At 65.0% G+C, this 19,628-nt stretch carries 24 protein-coding genes and 1 pseudogene; 4 read left to right on the forward strand and 21 right to left on the reverse strand.

Annotated elements, in window-relative coordinates; genetic code table 11:
• Positions 1–153: 153 nt before the first annotated feature.
• From A5785_RS04525 to A5785_RS04580, 12 genes and pseudogenes are all read right to left on the reverse strand, one after another.
• On the reverse strand, positions 154–1,659 hold the full coding sequence (locus A5785_RS04525) for an APC family permease (protein ID WP_039856666.1): 1,506 nt from the start codon (positions 1,657–1,659) through the stop codon (positions 154–156).
• Between the two features lie 186 nt (positions 1,660–1,845).
• Positions 1,846–2,802 carry a cation diffusion facilitator family transporter gene (locus A5785_RS04530; protein ID WP_005207999.1) on the reverse strand — a complete coding sequence of 319 codons (957 nt, stop codon included), beginning with the start codon at positions 2,800–2,802 and terminating at the stop codon, positions 1,846–1,848.
• Positions 2,803–2,987: 185 nt separating this feature from the next.
• Positions 2,988–3,284 carry a WXG100 family type VII secretion target gene (locus tag A5785_RS04535; protein ID WP_005207998.1) on the reverse strand — a complete coding sequence of 99 codons (297 nt, stop codon included), beginning with the start codon at positions 3,282–3,284 and terminating at the stop codon, positions 2,988–2,990.
• Positions 3,285–3,402: 118 nt separating this feature from the next.
• Entirely contained in the window at positions 3,403–3,732 is a 330-nt protein-coding gene (locus tag A5785_RS04540) for a WXG100 family type VII secretion target (RefSeq protein WP_005207997.1), read from the reverse strand.
• A 124-nt stretch (positions 3,733–3,856) separates the two neighbouring features.
• Positions 3,857–4,720 carry an ESX secretion-associated protein EspG gene (locus A5785_RS04545; protein WP_064862051.1) on the reverse strand — a complete coding sequence of 288 codons (864 nt, stop codon included), beginning with the start codon at positions 4,718–4,720 and terminating at the stop codon, positions 3,857–3,859.
• A complete protein-coding gene (locus A5785_RS04550; protein ID WP_064864717.1) occupies positions 4,717–5,772 on the reverse strand; it encodes a PPE domain-containing protein in 1,056 nt (351 codons plus the stop codon). Before A5785_RS04550 ends, A5785_RS04545 begins: the two co-directional genes overlap by 4 nt.
• A gap of 115 nt (positions 5,773–5,887) precedes the next feature.
• Positions 5,888–6,193, reverse strand: a complete 306-nt coding sequence (locus A5785_RS04555) for a PE family protein (RefSeq protein WP_064862053.1) — start codon at positions 6,191–6,193, stop codon at positions 5,888–5,890.
• Between the two features lie 48 nt (positions 6,194–6,241).
• Positions 6,242–7,660, reverse strand: coding sequence for a hypothetical protein (locus A5785_RS04560; protein WP_387316751.1), 1,419 nt, complete (start codon positions 7,658–7,660; stop codon positions 6,242–6,244).
• On the reverse strand, positions 7,657–7,965 hold the full coding sequence (locus tag A5785_RS04565) for a type VII secretion target (protein ID WP_005207992.1): 309 nt from the start codon (positions 7,963–7,965) through the stop codon (positions 7,657–7,659). Before A5785_RS04565 ends, A5785_RS04560 begins: the two co-directional genes overlap by 4 nt.
• 151 nt (positions 7,966–8,116) lie before the next feature.
• On the reverse strand, positions 8,117–8,431 hold the full coding sequence (locus tag A5785_RS04570) for a YbaB/EbfC family nucleoid-associated protein (protein WP_082933568.1): 315 nt from the start codon (positions 8,429–8,431) through the stop codon (positions 8,117–8,119).
• Between the two features lie 10 nt (positions 8,432–8,441).
• The gene (locus tag A5785_RS04575; protein ID WP_051994049.1) at positions 8,442–8,753 is read right to left on the reverse strand and encodes a hypothetical protein; all 312 of its coding nucleotides are present in this window, start codon (positions 8,751–8,753) and stop codon (positions 8,442–8,444) included.
• A gap of 555 nt (positions 8,754–9,308) precedes the next feature.
• Positions 9,309–9,911, reverse strand: a pseudogene (locus A5785_RS04580) (DedA family protein); the annotation flags it as partial.
• Between the two features lie 328 nt (positions 9,912–10,239).
• Here A5785_RS04580 and A5785_RS04585 point away from each other — a divergent pair.
• From A5785_RS04585 to A5785_RS04595, 3 genes are all read left to right on the forward strand, one after another.
• Entirely contained in the window at positions 10,240–11,250 is a 1,011-nt protein-coding gene (locus A5785_RS04585) for an alpha/beta fold hydrolase (RefSeq protein WP_210734281.1), read from the forward strand.
• 81 nt (positions 11,251–11,331) lie between these two features.
• On the forward strand, positions 11,332–11,880 hold the full coding sequence (locus A5785_RS04590; RefSeq protein WP_064864719.1) for a TM2 domain-containing protein: 549 nt from the start codon (positions 11,332–11,334) through the stop codon (positions 11,878–11,880).
• 91 nt (positions 11,881–11,971) lie between these two features.
• The gene (locus tag A5785_RS04595; RefSeq protein ID WP_064864721.1) at positions 11,972–12,460 is read left to right on the forward strand and encodes a hypothetical protein; all 489 of its coding nucleotides are present in this window, start codon (positions 11,972–11,974) and stop codon (positions 12,458–12,460) included.
• A gap of 54 nt (positions 12,461–12,514) precedes the next feature.
• Here the strand turns inward: A5785_RS04595 and A5785_RS04600 are convergent, their stop codons facing one another.
• The 9 genes from A5785_RS04600 to infA all read right to left on the reverse strand — a co-directional run bounded on the left by A5785_RS04600 (position 12,515) and on the right by infA (position 17,865).
• Positions 12,515–13,033: a hypothetical protein gene (locus tag A5785_RS04600; protein WP_064864723.1), complete on the reverse strand. Its 519-nt coding sequence runs from the start codon at positions 13,031–13,033 to the stop codon at positions 12,515–12,517.
• Positions 13,034–13,054: 21 nt separating this feature from the next.
• A complete protein-coding gene (gene truA, locus A5785_RS04605; protein ID WP_064864725.1) occupies positions 13,055–13,942 on the reverse strand; it encodes a tRNA pseudouridine(38-40) synthase TruA in 888 nt (295 codons plus the stop codon).
• A gap of 24 nt (positions 13,943–13,966) precedes the next feature.
• Positions 13,967–14,575, reverse strand: a complete 609-nt coding sequence (rplQ, locus tag A5785_RS04610) for a 50S ribosomal protein L17 (protein ID WP_005207983.1) — start codon at positions 14,573–14,575, stop codon at positions 13,967–13,969.
• 60 nt (positions 14,576–14,635) lie between these two features.
• Positions 14,636–15,688, reverse strand: coding sequence for a DNA-directed RNA polymerase subunit alpha (locus A5785_RS04615; protein ID WP_005207982.1), 1,053 nt, complete (start codon positions 15,686–15,688; stop codon positions 14,636–14,638).
• A 75-nt stretch (positions 15,689–15,763) separates the two neighbouring features.
• Positions 15,764–16,369, reverse strand: a complete 606-nt coding sequence (rpsD, locus tag A5785_RS04620) for a 30S ribosomal protein S4 (protein ID WP_064864727.1) — start codon at positions 16,367–16,369, stop codon at positions 15,764–15,766.
• Positions 16,370–16,392: 23 nt separating this feature from the next.
• Complete coding sequence (gene rpsK, locus A5785_RS04625; RefSeq protein WP_005207980.1) at positions 16,393–16,800, reverse strand: 30S ribosomal protein S11; 408 nt, start codon at positions 16,798–16,800, stop codon at positions 16,393–16,395.
• Positions 16,800–17,168, reverse strand: coding sequence for a 30S ribosomal protein S13 (gene rpsM, locus A5785_RS04630; protein WP_005207979.1), 369 nt, complete (start codon positions 17,166–17,168; stop codon positions 16,800–16,802). Before rpsM ends, rpsK begins: the two co-directional genes overlap by 1 nt.
• A gap of 274 nt (positions 17,169–17,442) precedes the next feature.
• Entirely contained in the window at positions 17,443–17,556 is a 114-nt protein-coding gene (rpmJ, locus tag A5785_RS22800; RefSeq protein WP_005207978.1) for a 50S ribosomal protein L36, read from the reverse strand.
• Between the two features lie 87 nt (positions 17,557–17,643).
• Positions 17,644–17,865 carry a translation initiation factor IF-1 gene (gene infA, locus A5785_RS04635; protein WP_005170487.1) on the reverse strand — a complete coding sequence of 74 codons (222 nt, stop codon included), beginning with the start codon at positions 17,863–17,865 and terminating at the stop codon, positions 17,644–17,646.
• 395 nt (positions 17,866–18,260) lie between these two features.
• Here infA and A5785_RS04640 point away from each other — a divergent pair, with 395 nt between their 5' ends.
• Positions 18,261–19,598, forward strand: a complete 1,338-nt coding sequence (locus A5785_RS04640; RefSeq protein WP_064864729.1) for an inorganic phosphate transporter — start codon at positions 18,261–18,263, stop codon at positions 19,596–19,598.
• The last annotated feature ends 30 nt before the right edge of the window (positions 19,599–19,628 follow it).

The raw sequence follows: 19,628 nt of genomic DNA on the forward strand, positions 1-19,628 counted from the left end.
TTCGCAAGTCGAATTATCCCAGGTCAGGGCACCAATCTTCGTTTACGACACGAAATCAGCATGAAAGCCCGAGGCTAATACCGCAGACAAGGCCATGGCTGGCCACACGTCGAGCGGCGACACGGTGCCGCGCGAGCCCCGGCGAGGCGACGCTCACAGATGCTTGTCTGAGGCGACGCCCTCGACCTCGCCGCGCTCGCGACGGCCAACCATCGAATGGCGCATTCCGTAGAGCACGTAGATCAGCACGCCGATGGCCATCCAGATCACGAATCGGATCCAGGTCAGCGCCGACAGATTCAGCATCAGCCATAGGCACGCCAGAATCGCGAGCACCGGAATGATCGGTCCTCCCGGCACGGTGAACCCGCGTTCGAGGTCGGGTCTTGTCCGACGCAGGACCAGCACACCCGCGGCGACGACGATGAACGCGAAGAGCGTTCCGACGTTGACCATCTCCTCGAGCTTGTTGATCGGGAAGAAGCCCGCGACCACGGCGACCACAACACCGATCAGCACGGTCAACCGCACAGGCGTTCCGAACCGCGGACTCGTCTTGGCCAACCCGCGCGGCAGCAGACCGTCGCGGCACATCGCGAAGGCGACGCGTGACTGGCCGAGCATCAGCACCATGACAACCGTCGTCAAGCCTGCCAGCGCGCCGATGGCGATCACCTTCTCCGCCCAGGTGACCCCGTTCAACGCGAAGACGTCGGCGAGGTTCTTCGAGTCACCGCCGCTGCTCGCGAGCTGTTTGTAGTTCGCCATGCCGGTGACGACGATCGTGACCAGCACGTAGAGCACTGTGACGATCAGCAGCGACCCGAGGATGCCTCTCGGAACGTCCTTGCGCGGATTGCGGGTCTCCTCCGCGGTGGTGGCGACGACGTCGAATCCGATGAACGCGAAGAACACGATCGACGCCGCGGCGAGCACGCCGTACCACCCGTAGGACGAGTCGCCTCCTCCGGTGATCAGCGAGAAGAGCGTCGAATCAACAGAAGCCTTTTCACCTGCTGCGTGTTCCGCAGGCGGCACGAAGGGGTGGTAGTTGGCCGTCTTGATGTAGAAGAAGCCGACGATGATGACGAGCAGCACGACGCCGACTTTGATCGCGGTGATCACTGCGCTGACACGCGACGACAGTTTGGTGCCCAGAGCGAGCAGTGTTGTCACAACCGCGACGATGAGAATCGCGCCCCAGTCGATGGTGTGTGAGCCGACGTCGACGGTCCCGCCGGAGAAGCCGAACACGCTGCCGAGGTAGCTCGACCACCCCTTCGACACCACGGCCGCACCGACCGCGAACTCGAGGATCAGATCCCAGCCGAGAATCCAGGCAAGGAACTCACCGAATGTCGCATAGCCGAAGGTGTATGCGGACCCCGCGACGGGAACTGTCGAGGCGAACTCGGCATAACAGAGCGCCGCCAGTGCGCACGTGATGGCGGCCATGATGAACGACAGGGAGATCGCGGGACCCGCTTTGTCGCCGGCAGTCGACACGGTGATCGTGAAGATACCTGCACCGATCACGACCGAGACGCCGAAGACGATCAGGTCCCGCCACGTCAGATCCTTGCGAAGTCTGTGATCGGGCTCGTCGGTGTCGGCCATCGACTGCTCGACAGACTTGGTGCGTGTGAACGCGTTGGCCATCAGCGCTTCTCCCTGCATTTCTGGTCAGCAGTGTCAGGTCAGCATCGTCGACGCGTCGTCCGTCTTCTCGACCGACGCAGGGTCGGAGTGACTTGTGATCCCCCGACTCGACAGTGTGCTCACGCAACCGGCGTTCCGGTTATCGCGGATTCACACGCTACCGACTGCGCGGGTGGTGTGAGGGCTTTAACGCGAAGACATGTCGGCCCGATCTGCGGCGGGCTGCGCCGAGCCCCGATCAATGTCGGGTTCGAGATAGATGATCCTCGCTTGTGGCACGGCCGTACGGATTCTCGCCTCGGCGTCGTCGATGATATGCGCGACCGCCACCACATCTGTCCCGGCCGGGATCGCGATCTTGGCGGCCACGAGGAGCTCGTCGGGCCCGAGGTACTGGGTCTTCATGTGAATGACGCGATCGACCCCATCGGACTCGAGCGCTTCGCGGAGAGCGACCTCTTCCTCCACCGTCGCACCCTCTCCGATCAGAAGGCTCTTCATCTCGACGATCAGCACGATCGCGATCACGCCGAGCAGAACGCCGATCGCCAGCGTTCCGATACCGTCCCACACCGCATTGCCGGTGATCATGGTCAACCCGACGCCGAGCAGCGCCAGTAGAAGACCGATCAACGCGCCCGTGTCTTCGAGGAGAACCACCGGGAGTTCCGGATTCCGCGAGTTGCGGATGAATCGCCACCACGACGCACCGCCCTTGAGCGGGCGCGATTCACGCATGGCCGTCGTGAAGCTGTAGCCCTCGAGGCAGATGGCGACAAGCAGGATCACGATCGCGACGATCGGCGACTCGAGTCCGTGATCGTTTGCGTGGGTGATCTTTTCGATGCCCTCATAGATCGCGAACATAGAACCGAGCGTGAAGATCACCAACGCCACAACGAACGAATAGAAGTACCGGGCGCGCCCATAACCGAACGGATGAAGCTGGTCGGCCTCCTGGCTTGCGCGCTTCTGCCCGAGCAACAACAGCCCCTGATTGCTGGTGTCGGCGACGGAGTGCACACCCTCCGCGAGCATCGACGAGGACCCGGTGATCGCGAATCCGACGAACTTGGCCACGGCGATACCGGCGTTGGCCGCGAGTGCCGCGAGAATTGCCTTCTTGGAACCTTCTGCCGACACCGTGTTGTCCTTCCATCGACGTCATTGCCGCCCGCCGCACAGGCATCGCCGGTCATTCTTGTCGCCTGAGACTCTAACCGACTACCCCGGAACGAACATGCCGGCGTTTCGCGCGGACGGGTATGGGACCACGCAGGCACAACCGCAGGCCCCACCCCGCCCCGCCCCCATTCGGGACGTCACATTCAGATGGAGCCGAAACCGCGCCCGATCGCGCCGTCGAGCTCCGACATCGTGTTCGACGCGTTCTGCACGCCGCGGTGCAGGCCGAACAGTTGATCGCGCGACTGAAGGAAGATGCGGTCCCAATTCGCCTGCGCCTGCTCGTACGACGCCTTGGCGATGTCCGACGTCCAGATCGCGTCGAGCGAGTGGACCTGCCGCTTGAGTTCGTCGGCGAGGTCGCTCAGCCGCGTGAACTCCGACTGGAGATTGCCGCTGAGATCGCCGAGACCTGCAAAGTTGTATTCGATCTGTCCCATGTCTGTATTCCCTTCTGATCGCTCGAACCGAATGCTCCCGAGCGTGAATGTGTCGAGCGTGAATGTGTCGAGCGTGAATGTGGTTGTGCCCGAGTCTGATTGATCGTGAGAACCTGCTTCAGATCCGCACTCCTCCGGGCTGGAAACCACCCGCGACCTGAGCATCGTTGTCCTCGTATCCGGTGAAGCCGCTGCTGAGCTTGTTCCGAATGTCGTCGAGCGCGTTGTGCAACGCCAGCGCCGACGAGTTCCAGTCGGCGTGGGTATCGGTGAAGGCCGCCGACGCCTTGCCCTGCCACGACGCGGCGCCGTTCGACGATGCCCGTGCGATGCGACCGATGGTCTCCTGCATGTCGGCGACCACCCCCGCAACCGATTTCGTTGTGGCCATTGCCGATTCGACGTCGACCTTGACCGCTCCCCCGCCGTTGTCACCGAGATTGAGCATCCTGATCCTCCTGTGGTTGAGCACCGATCACGGTGCCTCGCGGTATCCGCGACTCAGATACCGTTGGTGTGCACGACGTTCGGAATCGGTTCCGACGTCGCTTCCCGAACGAGTGGCCCGGACGTCACCGGGGCCACCAGCCGTCGGGAAGGGTCTCGATCAGCAGACCCACGGCCTGACCGATGCGATGACCCGAACCCGGCGACAGCGTGGTCCACACCCTGCCGTCGGGAGATCTACTGGGACCGGCAACAATTCGACCTCGCGCTGTGTCGATGACGCCGAGCGCTCCCGGGGATTGCGTGAGCATTCCGTCGCGGCGCGAGACCGCGACAACTTCGATGCGACGCTCAATCGTCGCGAAAGCACGTGCCACAGCGCCGGAATCGCCCGGTGGCATACCCAATCGCGTCAGTGTTCGCGCGACCTCAGCGGTAGCCAGACAACGCCCGAGACGATCTGCGAGTTCGTCGCACGGACACGCGAGCGCACCGAACTCCAAGGGTTCCGGGCGCGCTATGGGTTTCTGGTCCGCTATGCCCCGATCGCTCCTGTCATCGTCTCCGCGATCTGTGCAGTGTCGACGTACCAGCGCCGAGACCGCGGCGACGTCAGGAAGCTCGACGCCCGTGATGTCGATGGTGTCGCCGCTCCTCACGGCGAAGACGTGGTGATCGTCGCGACGCGCGAGACACGCACGGACGGTGTCGGATTCGGTGAATGTGCGGATCTCCAACTCTCGGTCGGGCAGCGCGAGTACCCGCAGTGCGGTCGCAAGCCATGGCACGGGATCGCCCACGTCATCGACGAGTCGAAGCTCGGCGATGCGGGCGTCGGCCGCGGAGTGTGCGGCGCGCGCACGCTCGGCATCGTCGTCGATGGCGAGGAGGTCGAGCACGACCGGCCAGGTGGTCACACCGAACCGCGCACCGACCCGGCGTAGAGTCGCGACATCCACTCGTCCACCTCGCGTCGCTGTCCAGATCATCGCGTCGACACCTCCCCGAGCCGAAGGGTCTGCTCGAGATAGGCGGGATCTATTGTCGGCGAGCCCGATTCAACGCCGGAGTCGATCGTCACCTGCGAGGAGACCGCAACGCCTGCGGCTGCCCAGGTGGCAGGCGGCTCGTGAGCGATCCCGGCGCCACATACCGGTTCGCCGCGATCGGCGGCTACCGCTACTGTTCGCGTCACACGCTGCTCGGTCGTCGCAGCCACCGACGGGGCGACGGGCGGTGGCATCGACTCCGATGGCATCGGTCGTGATGTAGGTGTCGGCGTAGCGGCCGCCGTGGCCTGCGGGGCCGCCGCGAGGGTCGTCGCCGCGTATCCGGCCGTGACCGGCGGCGGCACCATTGGCCCGAACGGCGATCCACCCCCGGCCAGCCGTGTCGTCGCGTTTGTTGTTGTCACCGTGTGGGGCTCGACGTTCGCGGCGTCCGCTGCGCTGCGAGCAGCGCTCGCCGCCGACTGCTCGGCAAGCAGTGCCGCGTCGGAGACCAGCAGCGGCGCGCGATCCTCGACATGCCACGGCTGCGCTGAGGGCGTCGCAGCCTGTTCGTATGCCTCCATCACGCGGGCCGCGCGCATGCGCTGGTCGTGTCGGGCGCGCTCGGCGTGGGCGGCAGCGCCCGTGATGACAGGCGCGACCGCACTCACCGACCTCGCGAGATCGCTCAGTCCGTCGACCAGATCCACCTCTCCGGCGGCGGGCATCGCCAGCCTCGCAACTGTTGCTGCCGCACCCTGCTCCTGCGCGAGAACAGCGTTCGACGCCGCGGTCGCCGCGGCATCGGCAAACCAGCCACCCAACGCGGTCAGTCGATCGAGCGCCTCGCTTGCGTGGGTGGATGCCCACGATCCCCCCATCCGCGCCAGGATGGTGCCGTATTCGACTGCGGCGTCGCCCATCTCGCTCGCGACAGCACTCCATGCACCTCCCGCCTCGATCAAGGGCGCAGGACCGACACCGGACGCGAGATCGGACACGAGCCGATCAGTGGTACGTGCGTCCCAGATGACGCCGGTGAAACCGGTCACTGCACTCCTCCTTCCTGTCGAGAGCTTGACTGCTACAGCGGTATTCAACTGCAGCGGTATTCGCCGGCAGCTCTTGTCGTACTCGATGTCTTGACGTGCGGCTTCGCAGCCCGACTCAGATACGCAGTCCGCGTGCGACCGCGTCGTCGGCGTCGACGACCCGTGTCGCCTGGGCGCGCAATGTGGCAGCGATTTTGCGTAGTTCGAGGACTCCCGACGCGGCGTCGGCGTCGAACCCGCGCGCGACGGCGTCGAAGGAACCCGCGACCGCGACTGACACCTCGTCGCGACCAGCCGTGGCAACCGTCCGCCGATCGGCGGTACCGATCACCGAGCCCTCAATTCGATCGGCCAATCGGTCGAGATCTCTTGCGGCAGTGATCAGTTCGTCGGGGTCGACGCTGAGTTTCGGATCCGGCATGGCACACCTCCAGGTGTCTCGGACAGTGGTCGTTGGCGAGAGGACGGATCAACTCTGCGGCTCGGTCTCCAGTTCGGAGTCGTGCCACAAGAGGCGAAGTTGGATATCCGGTGTCGGCGATGACTCGGGTTGCGCAGGTTGATCACCGATCACGGAGGGAGCCACCTCGTGCGACTCGCCAACCACCTCCATACCGTGTTCTTCGGTGACGAGGTAGTCAGGAATCTCGTGGTGCTCCGCGGCATCCGCTGCGCCGCGCGCCGCGCCCGCCGCCATCATCGGGGCCATTGACGCCGGCACGGGAGTCGTTGTCGTACCGGCGGTTCGAGTTGTCTGCGACGGCGTCAACGACGCAGGCTCGGTGCTCCCGATCCCGGCAGACATGCCCGCCCGTGCGGCCCCGAGAGGCGCCGACGCCGCACCCAGACCACCAACCCCCATACCCAGAGCCCCGGCACCCATCCCAGCCGCGCCGACAGCGGCGTCGCCCGATCCCCCGCGCGGTCCTGCGAGATCGGGATCGTCACCGGCGGCGACGTGGTCGAGACGTGCGGCGTCGACGCCGTCGCCGGAGGCGATACCGAGCATCTCGCTGACAGGAGCCATCAACGCAGAGGGCAGTTGTGTCGCGGTGGAGACGAGGGGCGAGACCGCCTCGAGGATCGAACTGGCCAGCGCGAACGGCGACTGCGCTGCCGATGTTGCGACCGTCGGCGGGGCGGTCACGTTGACAGGGGCCCCGTTGACGACCATTTGCGTTGTCGGGCCGAGCAATTGGGCCCGAGTCACTGCGACCGCGGCAGTCGCCTCGGCAAGACCCTCGGTAGCGAATGCGACCGCGGCGCCCTGCCCGACCGGCGTCACAAGGCCCGGCCCGAGCACCGCGATCTTGCCGATCGTCGCCGCGATGATCCCCTGCACGGTCGCGAGGCCCGCCGCCACGATCCCCGCTGCGGCTTGGATGTCGATCGACATCACCCCGCCCTGGGTCGACAGCGCGGCACTGTCGGCGCTCGCCTGCGCCGTTTTGGTCGTCGCACCCAGCGACGCCTGGCCCGCCCACAAGGTATCGAGCACACCGAGAGCCTGTGTGGCGGTGGACATCGCGGTGTCGAGCACCGTCGACAAGCTCTCGAAGAGCATCGACGGGTCGACCGGTGCGCCGGCCAGGTTGCCGGTTCCGAATCCGCCCAGGAGATCGGTGATCGGCTTGAGCAGCATGCCGATGTCTATCGTCGGCAGCGGCGGAAGTCCCGGCATGGGCGGTAGCGCCGGGACTTGTGGAATCTGCGGCAGGCCGAGTCCGGCGAGTACCTCACCAACGGGCCTATCGAGGATCGGCCCGAGAGGCGTGGCGTCGATCATGTCCTGGATCGACATGTTGTTGACCGCGGGAACATCGGGCATCGACGTGTCGATCGCGTCGGGCAGATGTGGCCCACCCGTGGCGGGTTGCGGCGAGCTCACAGCACCGACCGAATTGCTGCCGCACCGGCCGCGTCGTTGGCGTCGAATTCAGCGAGTGCGGCCACCGTGCTCGCGGCAGTCGATGCGTGGACGGCCGCGAGGCTCCCGACCCCGACCAAGTGGTTGGCCTGAGCGGTGATGAAAGCCGCCAGGAACTCTTGACCGATGAGCCCGAACACCCCGATCATCGCAGCGGTGTTCGCCGCTGCGTCGATCGTGCCCGCCGCGCCTACCGCGGTGCCGATCGCCACGTTGGTTGCCGCAAAGCCTTCCAGCACTTCAGGTGTCACCGTCACGTTGTCCATGTGGTCCCCTCGTTGATGAGCGATTGCAGGTTTACGGTTCTCTGTGCTTGAGCGGCTATCTGTGCTTGAGCGGTTCTTCGAGCTTTGGGGATCTGACGCGCCCTGCGCCCGAAAGGTTCCATCGAATTTCCCGACGTTGCGTCGGTGTCGGTCATCGGCTCTCGAGCTGCTCGGCGAAGACCGCGGTGAACTCTTCGGTGAGCGCCGCACGTGCGGCGAACGCACGTTGGGCACCGAGAAGTGCTGTCGCGACGATCTGTTCGCCCAGCCGCACCTCGCCGAGATCGTTGGCGCCTTCTCCCAACCACAGACCGGTCAGCGCCCCACTGCCGTCGACCTCCGCCGTCACCAGTCCGTCCGGCGAACTCTCCCGCACGCTCAACGCGGCCAGCCGGTCGCCGAAGTCGGCAAGGTGACCCAGTTGAGCCCGTGCGCGCGCTTCGAGTTCGTCCATTGCACCCGTCATCGTCTTCGCCTCACACCCGGCGCAGCCACGACGCCGGGACGTCGTCGCGCTCGTCGTCGAGTTGCTCGGCGCGGGAGAGGTCGTCGGTGGTCGGCAAGCCCATTGCATCGACGACGTCGCGCGACGCCCCGGCCTCGAGAAGCTCGTCGCGCCAACGGATACCGGCGGCCATCGCCGATTGCCTGCAGAGCCGCAGGATCTCGTCGGCGAGGACGTCAGGCCTCTTCTCGAGCTGCGATCGATCAATGCGGACGCGCGTCGGCAGACCTTGCGGTGTGGTCACCACCGTGATCGCGCCGGATCGTGATCGCGCAGAGGACATTCGAAATGCTGCGGGAACCTGCGCTTGCGACTCGTGGTCGCTCGTCGACCCGAAGTCGTTGCGCTGCCCGAAATCGTTCTGCTGCCCGAAATTGTTCTGCTGGACTGACATCTGATCCCGCATCCCCCTGACCCCTCCGTATATGACCCCACTGTGCATGACCCCACCGGCCGCGCTGCTGACCTCACTCGTCAAGCGCGTTGTGCGTTGAGATATTGCCACCCGGTGGGCCTCCCGGCGATACCCCGACGCTTGCTTGTGGATAAGTCATTCTGTCGGATTTTTACGTTTCGCGACGAACAAACGCGTAAACATCTGCGAGCGCATCGAGTGTGCGATCCCGCGATGCTAGTTCTACGACTCTCCCGAGCAGCCCGCGCCCAGTCCATCGACGTCCGAGTCGCCACCCTCATGGCCGTCGCCGGCTGGGGTGTCACCCTCAGAACCGCCACCCTCAGAACTGCCGGTCTCACAACTGCCGGTCCCAGAACCGCCACCCTCAGCGTCGCCGACCCGCTCGTCGCCACCGGCCCCGACTGCGTCGACCCCCTTCAGCCGACGCACTGCGCGCCACCGTCGGGCGCCCTCGATGAGTGTGGGCACCACCACGGTCAGCACCGACGCGACGATGATCAGTTCGAGGTGATCGCGGATGATCGGCACGGACCCGAGGAAGTAGCCGAGGACGATGATGCCCGCCGCCCAGACGATGCTGCCGAGAACGCTGAAGAACGTGAACACCGAGTGGCGCATCCCGCTGAAGCCCGCGACAAGCGGGGTCAATGTGCGCACGATCCCGATGAACCGACCGAAGAACACGGTCAGCGGACCGAACCTGTCGAAGAAGCGGTGCGTCCGCTCGATGTAGGTCGGTCCGATTGTGCGCATCAGACGGCCCTCGAGCACTCCGCGGCCGAGCCGTCGACCGATCAGGAATCCACACTGGTCGCCGAGGATCGCGGCCAACGGAACCAGCACACACAACAGCCAGAGCGGGGCGAAAGGTTCCGGCTGAGCCGCAAGGACGCCCGCGGTGAACAGAATCGAGTCGCCGGGGAATACGAAACCGATGAGCAGGCCCGTTTCGATGAAGATCAGCAGGCACAGTCCGACGAGCCCGCCCGTGGTCAGAAACGCGTCGAGGTCGAACGGATTCATTACCCGCAAGCCTATCGACACCCGGGCGCCAGCGATGTGGTCGAACCCACTCGTTTGCGCTCACGTTAACTCGCTGCAACATGGTGGGCAGACAACGCCTATCAGGTGTTTACTCGGAGGTAAGGCGTTGTGGTCACATGCCGCCAGCCGAGACATCACGCCGTTGTGATCACGCGAGGAGTTGGGGTCACACGCCGCCAGCCCAGACATCACGCCGTTGTGATCACGCGAGGAGTTAGTCGTGTCAGAAGCCCCGACCCGAGTCGGCGGAATCAAACGTTCCGGTGGCTCGTCGTCTGCCAATCTACGCCCGGTCTCCGACACTGAAATGCGCATCGAATACAAGGTCATCCACGGCTACCGACGGGCATATCGGATCGCGGGGAGCGGACCGGCACTGCTTCTCATCCACGGCATCGGCGATAACTCGTCCACCTGGAACGAAGTCATCCCCATGCTCGCCCAGCACTACACGGTCATCGCACCCGACCTACTGGGGCATGGACGATCGGACAAGCCGCGCGCCGACTACTCCGTCCCGGCGTTCGCAAACGGCATGCGCGACCTGCTCGTGGTGCTCGGCATCAGCAAGGTCACCGTCGTCGGGCACTCGCTGGGCGGCGGCGTCGCAATGCAGTTCTGCTACCAGTTCCCCCGGTTTGTCGAGCGACTCGTCCTTGTCGCCGCGGGCGGTGTCAGCCGGGAGGTCAACCCCGCCCTGAGGCTGGTGACGTTGCCACTGGTCAACAGCGCACTCACAGCTCTACGGGTTCCGGGAGTGCTGCCTGCACTCCGTTTAGGTGTCAGCGTGATCGCCGCAACGCCGACGCCTCCGGGAATCCCCGACCTCCCGCATGATCTGTCACCTAAGCGCATGCTCAACGACCACGAGGATCTGCTTCGAGTCCTCGGCGATCTCGCGGCACCCACCGCATCGGCGGCATTTCTCCGCACCCTGCGGGCAGTGGTCGACTGGCGAGGGCAATCGATCACGATGCTCGACCGATGTTATTTGACCGAGTACCTGCCCGTTTTGATTGTCTGGGGCGACGACGACACCGTCATCCCCTACGAACACGCCCTGCTCGCGAATTCGGCGATCGGCCACAGCGAGATGTCGACGTTCCACGGCTCGGGCCACTTCCCCTTCCACGACGACCCGGAACGCTTCGTGCAGGTCGTCATGGAGTTCCTCGAACGCAACGAACCCATGGAGTTCGACTCCCAGGTCTGGCGCAGGCTGATGACCGAGGGCCGCAAGAGCTCCGACATCGTTGGCGACGAGCAGACCGTCGAGGCAGTGTTCGACGCCATCGACGACGAGCGCAGCGCAACCTGAGGTCAGCCGACCGAACGACATACGCCCATTCGTTGACCCGGGTGGCGACACCTGTCGGAGGTCCATGCGAGTATTGGCGCCATGAGCTATCCCGACAATTCGAACCCGGATGCCCGCGGCAACGAGCAGCCCTACGGTTCTTCGCCCTACGGCGCTCCATCACCGTTCGGCCCCGCCGCCTCCGGCGACCAGTTCCTGCCGCTCCCGTACGAGAACGGAACCCCCGGTTCACCGACCTACGGGGCTCAGGGATATGGCGCCCAGGGGTACGGCGCTCAGGGATATGCGGCCCCCGGATACGGGATGCAAGCCGGATACCCCGGCGCCGCGGATGCGATGGCCCCGTACGGGCGCGACCCCTTCACCGGTGAGCCCCTCTCGAACAAGTCCAAGGTCACGGCGGGCCTGCTCCAACTGTTCCTCGGCGGTTTCGGCGCGGGACGGTTCTACCTCGGATATACCGGCATCGGCGTCGCACAGCTCGTGCTGACGATGGTCGGGTGGATCACGACGTTCCTGTTCATCGGCTTCTTCATCCTGCCCGCGGTCGGGATCTGGGTCCTCGTCGACGCCATCATGATGTTCACCGGCAGCGTCCGCGACTCGAACGGCTACAAACTCCGATCTTGACGCCCTGACGACGCTGCCGTTGCTGTGCAATGGCAGCCAGTGAGGACCGCGACCCAGTGACGACGGTGACCCCCTTGAGGACGGTGACACAGTGAGCTATCCGGACGCGCCGAACCCCGATCCGTCGAAACCTCGCGGGCCCGACTCACCCGGCCCTGCCTGGAGCGACGTCGAGTTGCCGCCGACGCCTGCCCCGGGAAGCTATGCTGCGGCACCGCCGCCGAGCGATCCCATCCTCGTCTCGATCGGCGACATCCACTGCACGCGCAGCCAAGTCATCACACCCGCGGGCAACGCACCACTGGCCGGGTCGCGGTGGAGCTTCATCGATATGTCACGCACCACCAACGAGATCCCGCAGTGGGCCCTCATCGTGGGAATCGTGACGGCCGTACTGTTCTGCGGACTCGGCCTGCTGTTTCTTCTGGTGAAGGAGGAGCGCACCATCGGGTTCGTGCAGATCACCGTGTCTGCTGGACCAGTCGCCCACACCACCGCGATCCCGGTGACCTCACGGGCGGCCGTCGCCGACCTCGGGGCGCGCGTCAACTACGCGCAGACACTCGCATATTCGGCGTAACGGCCCAGACAACCAGACGGCCAGACAACCAGACAAGCAGCAAGCAGCTCGGACTCAGACGAGAAGCGCCACGGCAAGCACGGCGATCACCACGATGAGCACAAGAGCCACACACGCAATCAGTGCGAGTGTCTGCCTGCTGCACCGCTGGTGCCAGCCATGCAACACCAACTCGTCGTAGACAAGAAAGCCCACACGGTTCGTGGGCTGCGGCTCCCATTTTCCGGTAGCAGCCTCTCTCACCAGCGCGGTCGACAACTCCAATCCGCGTCCGGCAAGGATCGTCGACCTCGTCATTCCGAAGCCCACCCCGGAATCGCTGTCGCTCAACGGAAACCTGCCGGCGCCCGGAAATCGGTCGCCGGCACCAGTCGATCGGCGGCGCAGTCCACCGAGTCCCTCGCGCCGAAACGCGTGGGCACCCGGCTCGAACGTCACAAGGCTCGACACCCCGTCTGCCCGCAACGCCACCTCGTTCTCTGATAACCGGCCATACTCGATCTTCTCTGCGGCGGCAGCCCCCTGCAGTCGGGCGATTGCCTTGTCGACCGCCTCGGGACGACGCTCACCCATCGACGCATACCGCCGTTCTCATCACTGGTCGCCGCAACATCCTTGTGCGCCTTCGGTTGTCGCGACCCGGACGTCGCGGGTGATCGCATTGCGCGCTGCCAGCTCGTCGGCCGCCGGATAGTCGACGCCGACGAGACACAGGCCCCGCGCCTCGGCGACAGGCACCTTCGCGCTGCGTTCACGCTCGCCGAGAAGCGCTCGGCACCAGTCGACATCGCGTCGACCATCCCCCACCGACGCCACCGCACCGACGAGCGAACGCACCATCGACCAGCAGAACGCATCGGCGCTGACCTCGCCGATCAGCACGCCGTCGGCGTCACGTGACCACGAGAACCGTTGCAGATCGCGGATCGTCGTAGCGCCTTCGCGGCGTCGACAAAAGGCGGCAAAGTCGTTGAGCCCCACCAACGCCGACGACGCCGCGTTCATCGCTTCCACGTCGAGCGGCCGTCGCCATGCGGCGGTGGTGCGCGCGAGGACCGGTTCGGCACCGAATGCCGCGTCGGACAGTCGGTACCGGTAGTGACGCCGCAACGCCGAGAACCGTGCGTCGAAGTGGTCACTGACCGACGCAGCCTGCTTCACGCGCACATCGTCGGGAAGCATCTTGGCGAGTCGTCCGACGAGGCGCCCGGGGTCGCCGTCTATTGAGCGCGTGTCGAGTGCCGACACGGGAATGTCGGCGTGCGCGACCTGACCGGTGGCGTGGACGCCCGCGTCCGTCCGTCCGGCGACGGTCAGCCGGACCGGTACCCGCAGCACCGTCGACAACGCCGTCTCGACGACCTCACACACCGTGCGCTGATCGATCTGTCGCGCCCAGCCCGCGAAATCGGTTCCGTCGTAGCCGATGTCGAAACGCAGACGAACGGACCCGCCACCTGGTGAGGTGGCGGGTCCGTTCATGTCTGGCGTGTTCAGCCGTCCGACCTACTTGTCGTCGGCCTTGTCACCGTCGACGTCGGCGTCAGCAGCTTCGGCCTCCGGTGCGGTGGCAGCCGTCGACTCATCGTCGACAGCCTCGGCGACGGCCTCGGCGTTCTCGACCTGTGCCGGGGTTGCCTCGTCGGCGACGGCCTCGACGACGTTGTCGGCCTCGGCTGCCGGAGCAGCGGCCTTCTCGTCAGCGGCCTTCTTCGACGCGGCGACACGGGTGGCGCGGGTGGCCTCGGTCGACGCGGTGTTCTCGCGCACCAGCTCGATCACGGCCATGGGGGCGTTGTCGCCCTTGCGGTTGATCGTCTTGATGATGCGTGTGTAGCCGCCCGGACGGTCCGCGAAGAACGGGCCGATCTCGGCGAACAGCGTGTGGACGACGTCCTTGTCGCGGATGTCCTTCATGACCTCACGACGGTTGGCCAGCTTGCCGGCCTTGGCGTGGGTGATGATCTTTTCCGCGTACGGGCGCAGGCGCTTGGCCTTTGCTTCGGTGGTGGTGATGCGGCCGTGCTCGAAGAGCGAGGTGGCGAGATTCGCCAACATCGCCTTCTGGTGGCTGGCCGACCCGCCGAGGCGGGCACCCTTGGTGGGCTTGGGCATTGTCTTCTCCTAGGAGGACCCGACGATCGCTCGACGAGTCAGGTTTGGCAGTCGCAGCGACTAGAGCTGCTCGGTCTCCGCGAAATCCTCACCGGAGTCAGCGTCGAAAGACGCGTCGTCCGACCACGTTCCGGTTGCCGGGTCGTAACCGGCGACCTGCGACGGATCGAAGCTGGCCGGGCTGTCCTTCAGCGACAGACCCAGGGTGTGCAGCTTGACCTTCACCTCGTCGATCGACTTCTGACCGAAGTTGCGGATGTCGAGCAGATCCGACTCGGTACGTGCAACCAGCTCGCCGACGGTGTGAACACCTTCGCGCTTGAGGCAGTTGTACGAACGGACGGTCAGATCCAGATCCTCGATCGGCAGGCTGAACGACGCGATGTGGTCAGCCTCCGCAGGCGACGGCCCGATCTCGATTCCCTCAGCCTCGACGTTGAGCTCCCGAGCCAGACCAAACAGCTCGACCAGGGTCTTACCCGCGGACGCCAGGGCGTCACGAGCGCTGATCGAGTTCTTGGTCTCGACGTCGAGCACCAAACGGTCGAAGTCGGTGCGCTGCTCGACGCGGGTGGCCTCCACCTTGTAGGTGACCTTCAGCACCGGCGAGTAGATCGAGTCGACCGGAATACGGCCGATCTCGGCTCCCGACGCCTTGTTCTGCACGGCAGGCACGTATCCACGGCCCCGCTCGACGACGAGCTCGATCTCGAGCTTGCCCTTGTCGTTCAGGGTGGCGATGTGCAGATCCGGGTTGTGCACGGTGACGCCTGCGGGCGGCACGATGTCAGCACCGGTGACGGTGCCCGGACCCTGCTTACGCACATACATGGTGACCGGCTCGTCCTCTTCGGAGCTCACCACGAGGCCCTTGAGGTTCAGGATGATGTCGGTGACATCTTCCTTCACGCCGGGGACGGTGGTGAACTCGTGCAGAACTCCGTCGATGCGGATGCTGGTGATCGCAGCACCCGGAATCGAGCTGAGCAGGGTACGACGCAGCGAGTTACCGAGGGTGTAGCCAAAGCCCGGCTCGAGCGGTTCGATGACGAACTTCGACCGGTCGTCGGCGATGATCTCCTCGGTGAGGGTTGGTCGCTGTGAGATGAGCATTTCTTGATTTCTCCTTGTGGCCGACCGCTATTTGACGGCCTAGAAGTGGACCGAAACAGCTTGTGCTGCTTGGTTTTACTTGCTGTAGAACTCGACGATGAGCTGCTCGGTGAGCGGAACCTCGATCTGAGCGCGCTCGGGCACGTTGTGCACGAGGATGCGCAGCGTCGAAGGAACCACCTGCAGCCAGCCCGGAACCGGACGATCGCCGACGAGCTCCTCGGCGATCTGGAACGGAGTGGTCTGCAGCGACTTCGGGCGGACGTCGATGATGTCGTACTGGCTGACGCGGTAGCTGGGGACATCCACGCGCACACCGTTGACGGTGAAGTGACCGTGGGTGACCAGCTGACGTGCCTGACGACGGGTACGTGCCAAACCTGCGCGGTAGACAACGTTGTCGAGACGGGTCTCGAGGATGCGCAGCAGCTCGTCGCCGGTCTTGCCGTTACGACGATTGGCCTCCTCGTAGTAGCGACGGAACTGCTTCTCCATCACTCCGTAGGTGAAGCGTGCCTTCTGCTTCTCCTGCAGCTGCTGCAGGTATTCGCTCTCCTTGATCCGCGAGCGGCCGTGCTGGCCGGGCGGGTAGGGGCGACGCTCGAACGCCTGGTCGCCTCCGATGAGGTCGACACGCAGACGACGGGACTTCTTTGTTGCGGGGCCGGTATAACGAGCCATGTTTTCTCTTCCTCCCTTTCCCGCTAGACCCGACGCCGCTTGGGCGGACGGCAACCGTTGTGCGGCTGCGGGGTGACATCGGAAATGGTGCCGACTTCGAGGCCGGCTGCCTGCAGCGACCGGATGGCGGTCTCGCGACCCGAACCCGGTCCCTTGACGAACACGTCGACCTTCTTGACGCCGTGCTCCTGGGCCTTGCGCGCAGCGTTCTCGGCCGCGAGCTGAGCCGCGAACGGGGTGCTCTTGCGCGAGCCCTTGAAGCCGACGTGACCCGACGATGCCCAGCTGATGACATTGCCGTTGGGGTCGGTGATCGACACGATGGTGTTGTTGAACGTCGACTTGATGTGTGCGTTGCCGTGCGGGACGTTCTTTTTATCGCGACGGCGTGCGCCCTTCTTGGGGCCTGCGCTACGTGACTTCGGAGGCATTACTTCTTCTTCCCGGCGATGGTCTTCTTCGGGCCCTTACGAGTACGGGCATTGGTCTTGGTGCGCTGTCCACGGACGGGCAGGCCACGACGGTGGCGCAGACCCTGGTAGCAGCCGATCTCGATCTTGCGACGGATATCGGCCTGCACCTCGCGGCGCAGGTCACCCTCGACCTTCACCGAGCCTTCGATGTACTCACGCAGCTTTGTGACGTCTGCGTCGGTGAGGTCCTTGGCGCGCAGGTCGGGGCTCAGCCCGGTGCCCGCAAGGATCTCCTTGGAGGTGGTACGCCCAACTCCGTAGATGTAGGTCAGTGCGATCTCGAGCCGCTTCTCGCGGGGAAGATCGACACCAGCAACACGTGCCATGTGGCGGATTTCCTTTACTTTTCAGAGGTCTTCTCCCGGTCCGTCCCCTACTCTGCGAGGGGCTCCGGCCTCTGCACGAAGCGAGTTGCACTCGCTTCGCGGTGTCGCGCGGTGGTCCGCGTGACACAGTCCGGAGGTAGGCGGTGACGCGTCTGTCGCCGCTGGTGCTGGGAGGGCTTCACAAGTTCTGCTCAGCTCTGGTGTGTGTATTCAGTTGTGTGTTTCACCAAGCGATCTGGTGGGGTGCTCCACGGTCGTACGACCGTGGGAGTGATCAGCCCTGACGCTGCTTGTGGCGCAGGTTCTCGCAGATCACCATGACCCGGCCGTTACGGCGGATCACTTTGCACTTTTCACAGATCGGCTTGACGCTCGGCTGAACCTTCACGTCAATCTCTCCTGTTGTCGCCCGCGGGCACGACCGAACGGCCGCACCACACGAGGGTTGTCCCGGACCGGTCTCGGCCGGGAAGTCTTACTTGTAGCGGTAAACGATGCGCCCGCGACCGAGGTCGTACGGCGAGAGTTCCACGACGACCCGATCCTCGGGCAGGATGCGGATGTAGTGCTGCCGCATCTTGCCGCTGATGTGGGCGAGAACCTTGTGACCGTTCTCCAACTCAATGCGAAACATCGCATTGGGCAGGGGTTCGATAACCCGTCCCTCGACCTCGATGGCCCCGTCTTTCTTCGCCATGTCCTCCGCGATCCTCGGCGGTGTCGCGATCCGCTCGCAGGGCAACAAGTGCCCGGACGAACGATTCACCCCACTGCCCGGTTGAATCAGTGTTTATCCGTTAGTGTGTTGGCACCCGCTCCGAGAGCGAGGGCCTGGCGGCGATGTCTCCGGCCGCGCTCACCGGGTAGATGGCATGCGCATACCGGCACGACAAGCGCACCGACGTTCAATCCTACGCGAACTGGCCTAACAGTCCAAACCCGTGCCGTCTGGCCCGAACCCGGGAAGCCGGTCCGACGCGACTCCGACATTTCGCCCGACGGGGTGACCGTGGGATGAACACACTCCGAAGAGTTGCGCACGAGTCGTCCGGAGAGCCCATCTGGCATCCACCGGCTATCACTCTGGATTGAGTGGACCTCACAACACTTGCAGTGGTCGGCATCATCGCGCTTGCGGCGCTGTTCGACTTCACGAACGGATTCCACGATTCGGCGAACTCCATCGCCACCGTGGTCGCGACGCACGTCCTCAAGCCCAAGGTCGCGGTTGTGTGGGCGGCCGGCTGGAACTTCCTCGCCTTCTTCCTGATCGGGACCGCGGTCGCGGACACCGTCGGAGAGACGGTGAAGGCGCAGTACTACAGCGTTGCCGTCGTCTTCGCCGCACTGCTCGCCGCGGTCATCTGGAACTTCCTCTCGTGGCACTTCGGCATTCCGACGTCGTCGTCGCACGCCCTCATCGGCGGCCTCGTCGGCGCCGCGCTGGTCAAGGGTGGCATCGACGCGATCAAGGCGTCGAGTGTCGAGAAGACCGCGGCGTTCATCGTGATCTCGCCACTCGCTGGTCTGTTACTCGGCGGTGCGCTCATGCTCATCCTGCGCGCAGCGCTCTTCCGCGCACCCGTCCTGCGCACGGAGAAACTCTTCCGATGGTTCCAGCTCGCATCGTCGGGAGCCATCTCGCTTGCACACGGCGGCAACGACGCCCAGAAGACGATGGGCGTCGTCGCGGGCCTCCTCGTCTCGACCGGCCACCTCACCCAGACCGGTTCGTCACTGCCGGTGCCCGATTGGGTGGCCCTCGGCTGCTACCTGTTCATCGCGCTCGGAACACTGTCAGGCGGCTGGCGCATCGTCCGGACGATGGGCACCGGCATCACCCGACTACGCCCGGTCAGCGGTTTCTGCGCCGAGACGGGTGCCGCGATCGCACTCTTCGGCTCGACGGCCCTCGGCGCGCCGGTATCGACAACCCACACGGTCGCAGGCGCGGTCGCAGGAGTCGGCACCACCAACCGCAACAGCACGGTCGACTGGGCGGTGTTCCGAAAGATGGTGGTGGCATGGGTGGTCACCATGCCGGCCGCGGCGATCGTCGCGGCCGCGGTCTACGGCCTCACCCAGCTGCCGAGTCTCGCGGCGTCGACCATCGTGCTCGCCGTGCTGATCGCGGGACTACTCGTGCTGCTGTGGAAATCGCTGCGGGCCGCCCCCAAGGCCAGCGACGTCGAAGCAGATCTCGACAAAGAAGCCGAGGAGGAGTTCCCGATGCTCGCGGGAGCGGGCTCGATCATCCCGAGCGGGAAGCCACGACGCCCTCACGTCCACAAGACGGAATCGCATGGTGACGCCGACGCTCCGGCAACCGGTACGGACGACGCCAAGGCCGCGAAGGAAGCCGAGCAGCGCAAACAACTCGACGAGCTGAACAAGGTCACGGCCGACCAGGTCCCCGAATTGTCCTGGTAGTCACGCGATCAAGCATGGCGACGTGTCACG

Origin of the sequence: Gordonia sp. 852002-50395_SCH5434458, assembly GCF_001665905.1 — a bacterium.
In the GTDB taxonomy this organism is placed as follows: domain Bacteria; phylum Actinomycetota; class Actinomycetes; order Mycobacteriales; family Mycobacteriaceae; genus Gordonia; species Gordonia jacobaea.

Coding starts and splice junctions, on each gene's coding strand:
- A5785_RS04525 (WP_039856666.1), bottom strand. CDS start 1,659: ATGGCCAACGCGTTCACACGCACCAAGTCTGTCGAGCAGTCGATGGCC.
- A5785_RS04535 (WP_005207998.1), bottom strand. CDS start 3,284: ATGGGACAGATCGAATACAACTTTGCAGGTCTCGGCGATCTCAGCGGC.
- A5785_RS04540 (WP_005207997.1), bottom strand. CDS start 3,732: ATGCTCAATCTCGGTGACAACGGCGGGGGAGCGGTCAAGGTCGACGTC.
- A5785_RS04545 (WP_064862051.1), bottom strand. CDS start 4,720: ATGATCTGGACAGCGACGCGAGGTGGACGAGTGGATGTCGCGACTCTA.
- A5785_RS04555 (WP_064862053.1), bottom strand. CDS start 6,193: ATGCCGGATCCGAAACTCAGCGTCGACCCCGACGAACTGATCACTGCC.
- A5785_RS04565 (WP_005207992.1), bottom strand. CDS start 7,965: ATGGACAACGTGACGGTGACACCTGAAGTGCTGGAAGGCTTTGCGGCA.
- A5785_RS04570 (WP_082933568.1), bottom strand. CDS start 8,431: ATGACGGGTGCAATGGACGAACTCGAAGCGCGCGCACGGGCTCAACTG.
- A5785_RS04575 (WP_051994049.1), bottom strand. CDS start 8,753: ATGTCCTCTGCGCGATCACGATCCGGCGCGATCACGGTGGTGACCACA.
- A5785_RS04585 (WP_210734281.1), top strand. CDS start 10,240: ATGCGCATCGAATACAAGGTCATCCACGGCTACCGACGGGCATATCGG.
- A5785_RS04590 (WP_064864719.1), top strand. CDS start 11,332: ATGAGCTATCCCGACAATTCGAACCCGGATGCCCGCGGCAACGAGCAG.
- A5785_RS04600 (WP_064864723.1), bottom strand. CDS start 13,033: ATGGGTGAGCGTCGTCCCGAGGCGGTCGACAAGGCAATCGCCCGACTG.
- truA (WP_064864725.1), bottom strand. CDS start 13,942: ATGAACGGACCCGCCACCTCACCAGGTGGCGGGTCCGTTCGTCTGCGT.
- rplQ (WP_005207983.1), bottom strand. CDS start 14,575: ATGCCCAAGCCCACCAAGGGTGCCCGCCTCGGCGGGTCGGCCAGCCAC.
- A5785_RS04615 (WP_005207982.1), bottom strand. CDS start 15,688: ATGCTCATCTCACAGCGACCAACCCTCACCGAGGAGATCATCGCCGAC.
- rpsD (WP_064864727.1), bottom strand. CDS start 16,369: ATGGCTCGTTATACCGGCCCCGCAACAAAGAAGTCCCGTCGTCTGCGT.
- rpsK (WP_005207980.1), bottom strand. CDS start 16,800: ATGCCTCCGAAGTCACGTAGCGCAGGCCCCAAGAAGGGCGCACGCCGT.
- rpsM (WP_005207979.1), bottom strand. CDS start 17,168: ATGGCACGTGTTGCTGGTGTCGATCTTCCCCGCGAGAAGCGGCTCGAG.
- infA (WP_005170487.1), bottom strand. CDS start 17,865: ATGGCGAAGAAAGACGGGGCCATCGAGGTCGAGGGACGGGTTATCGAA.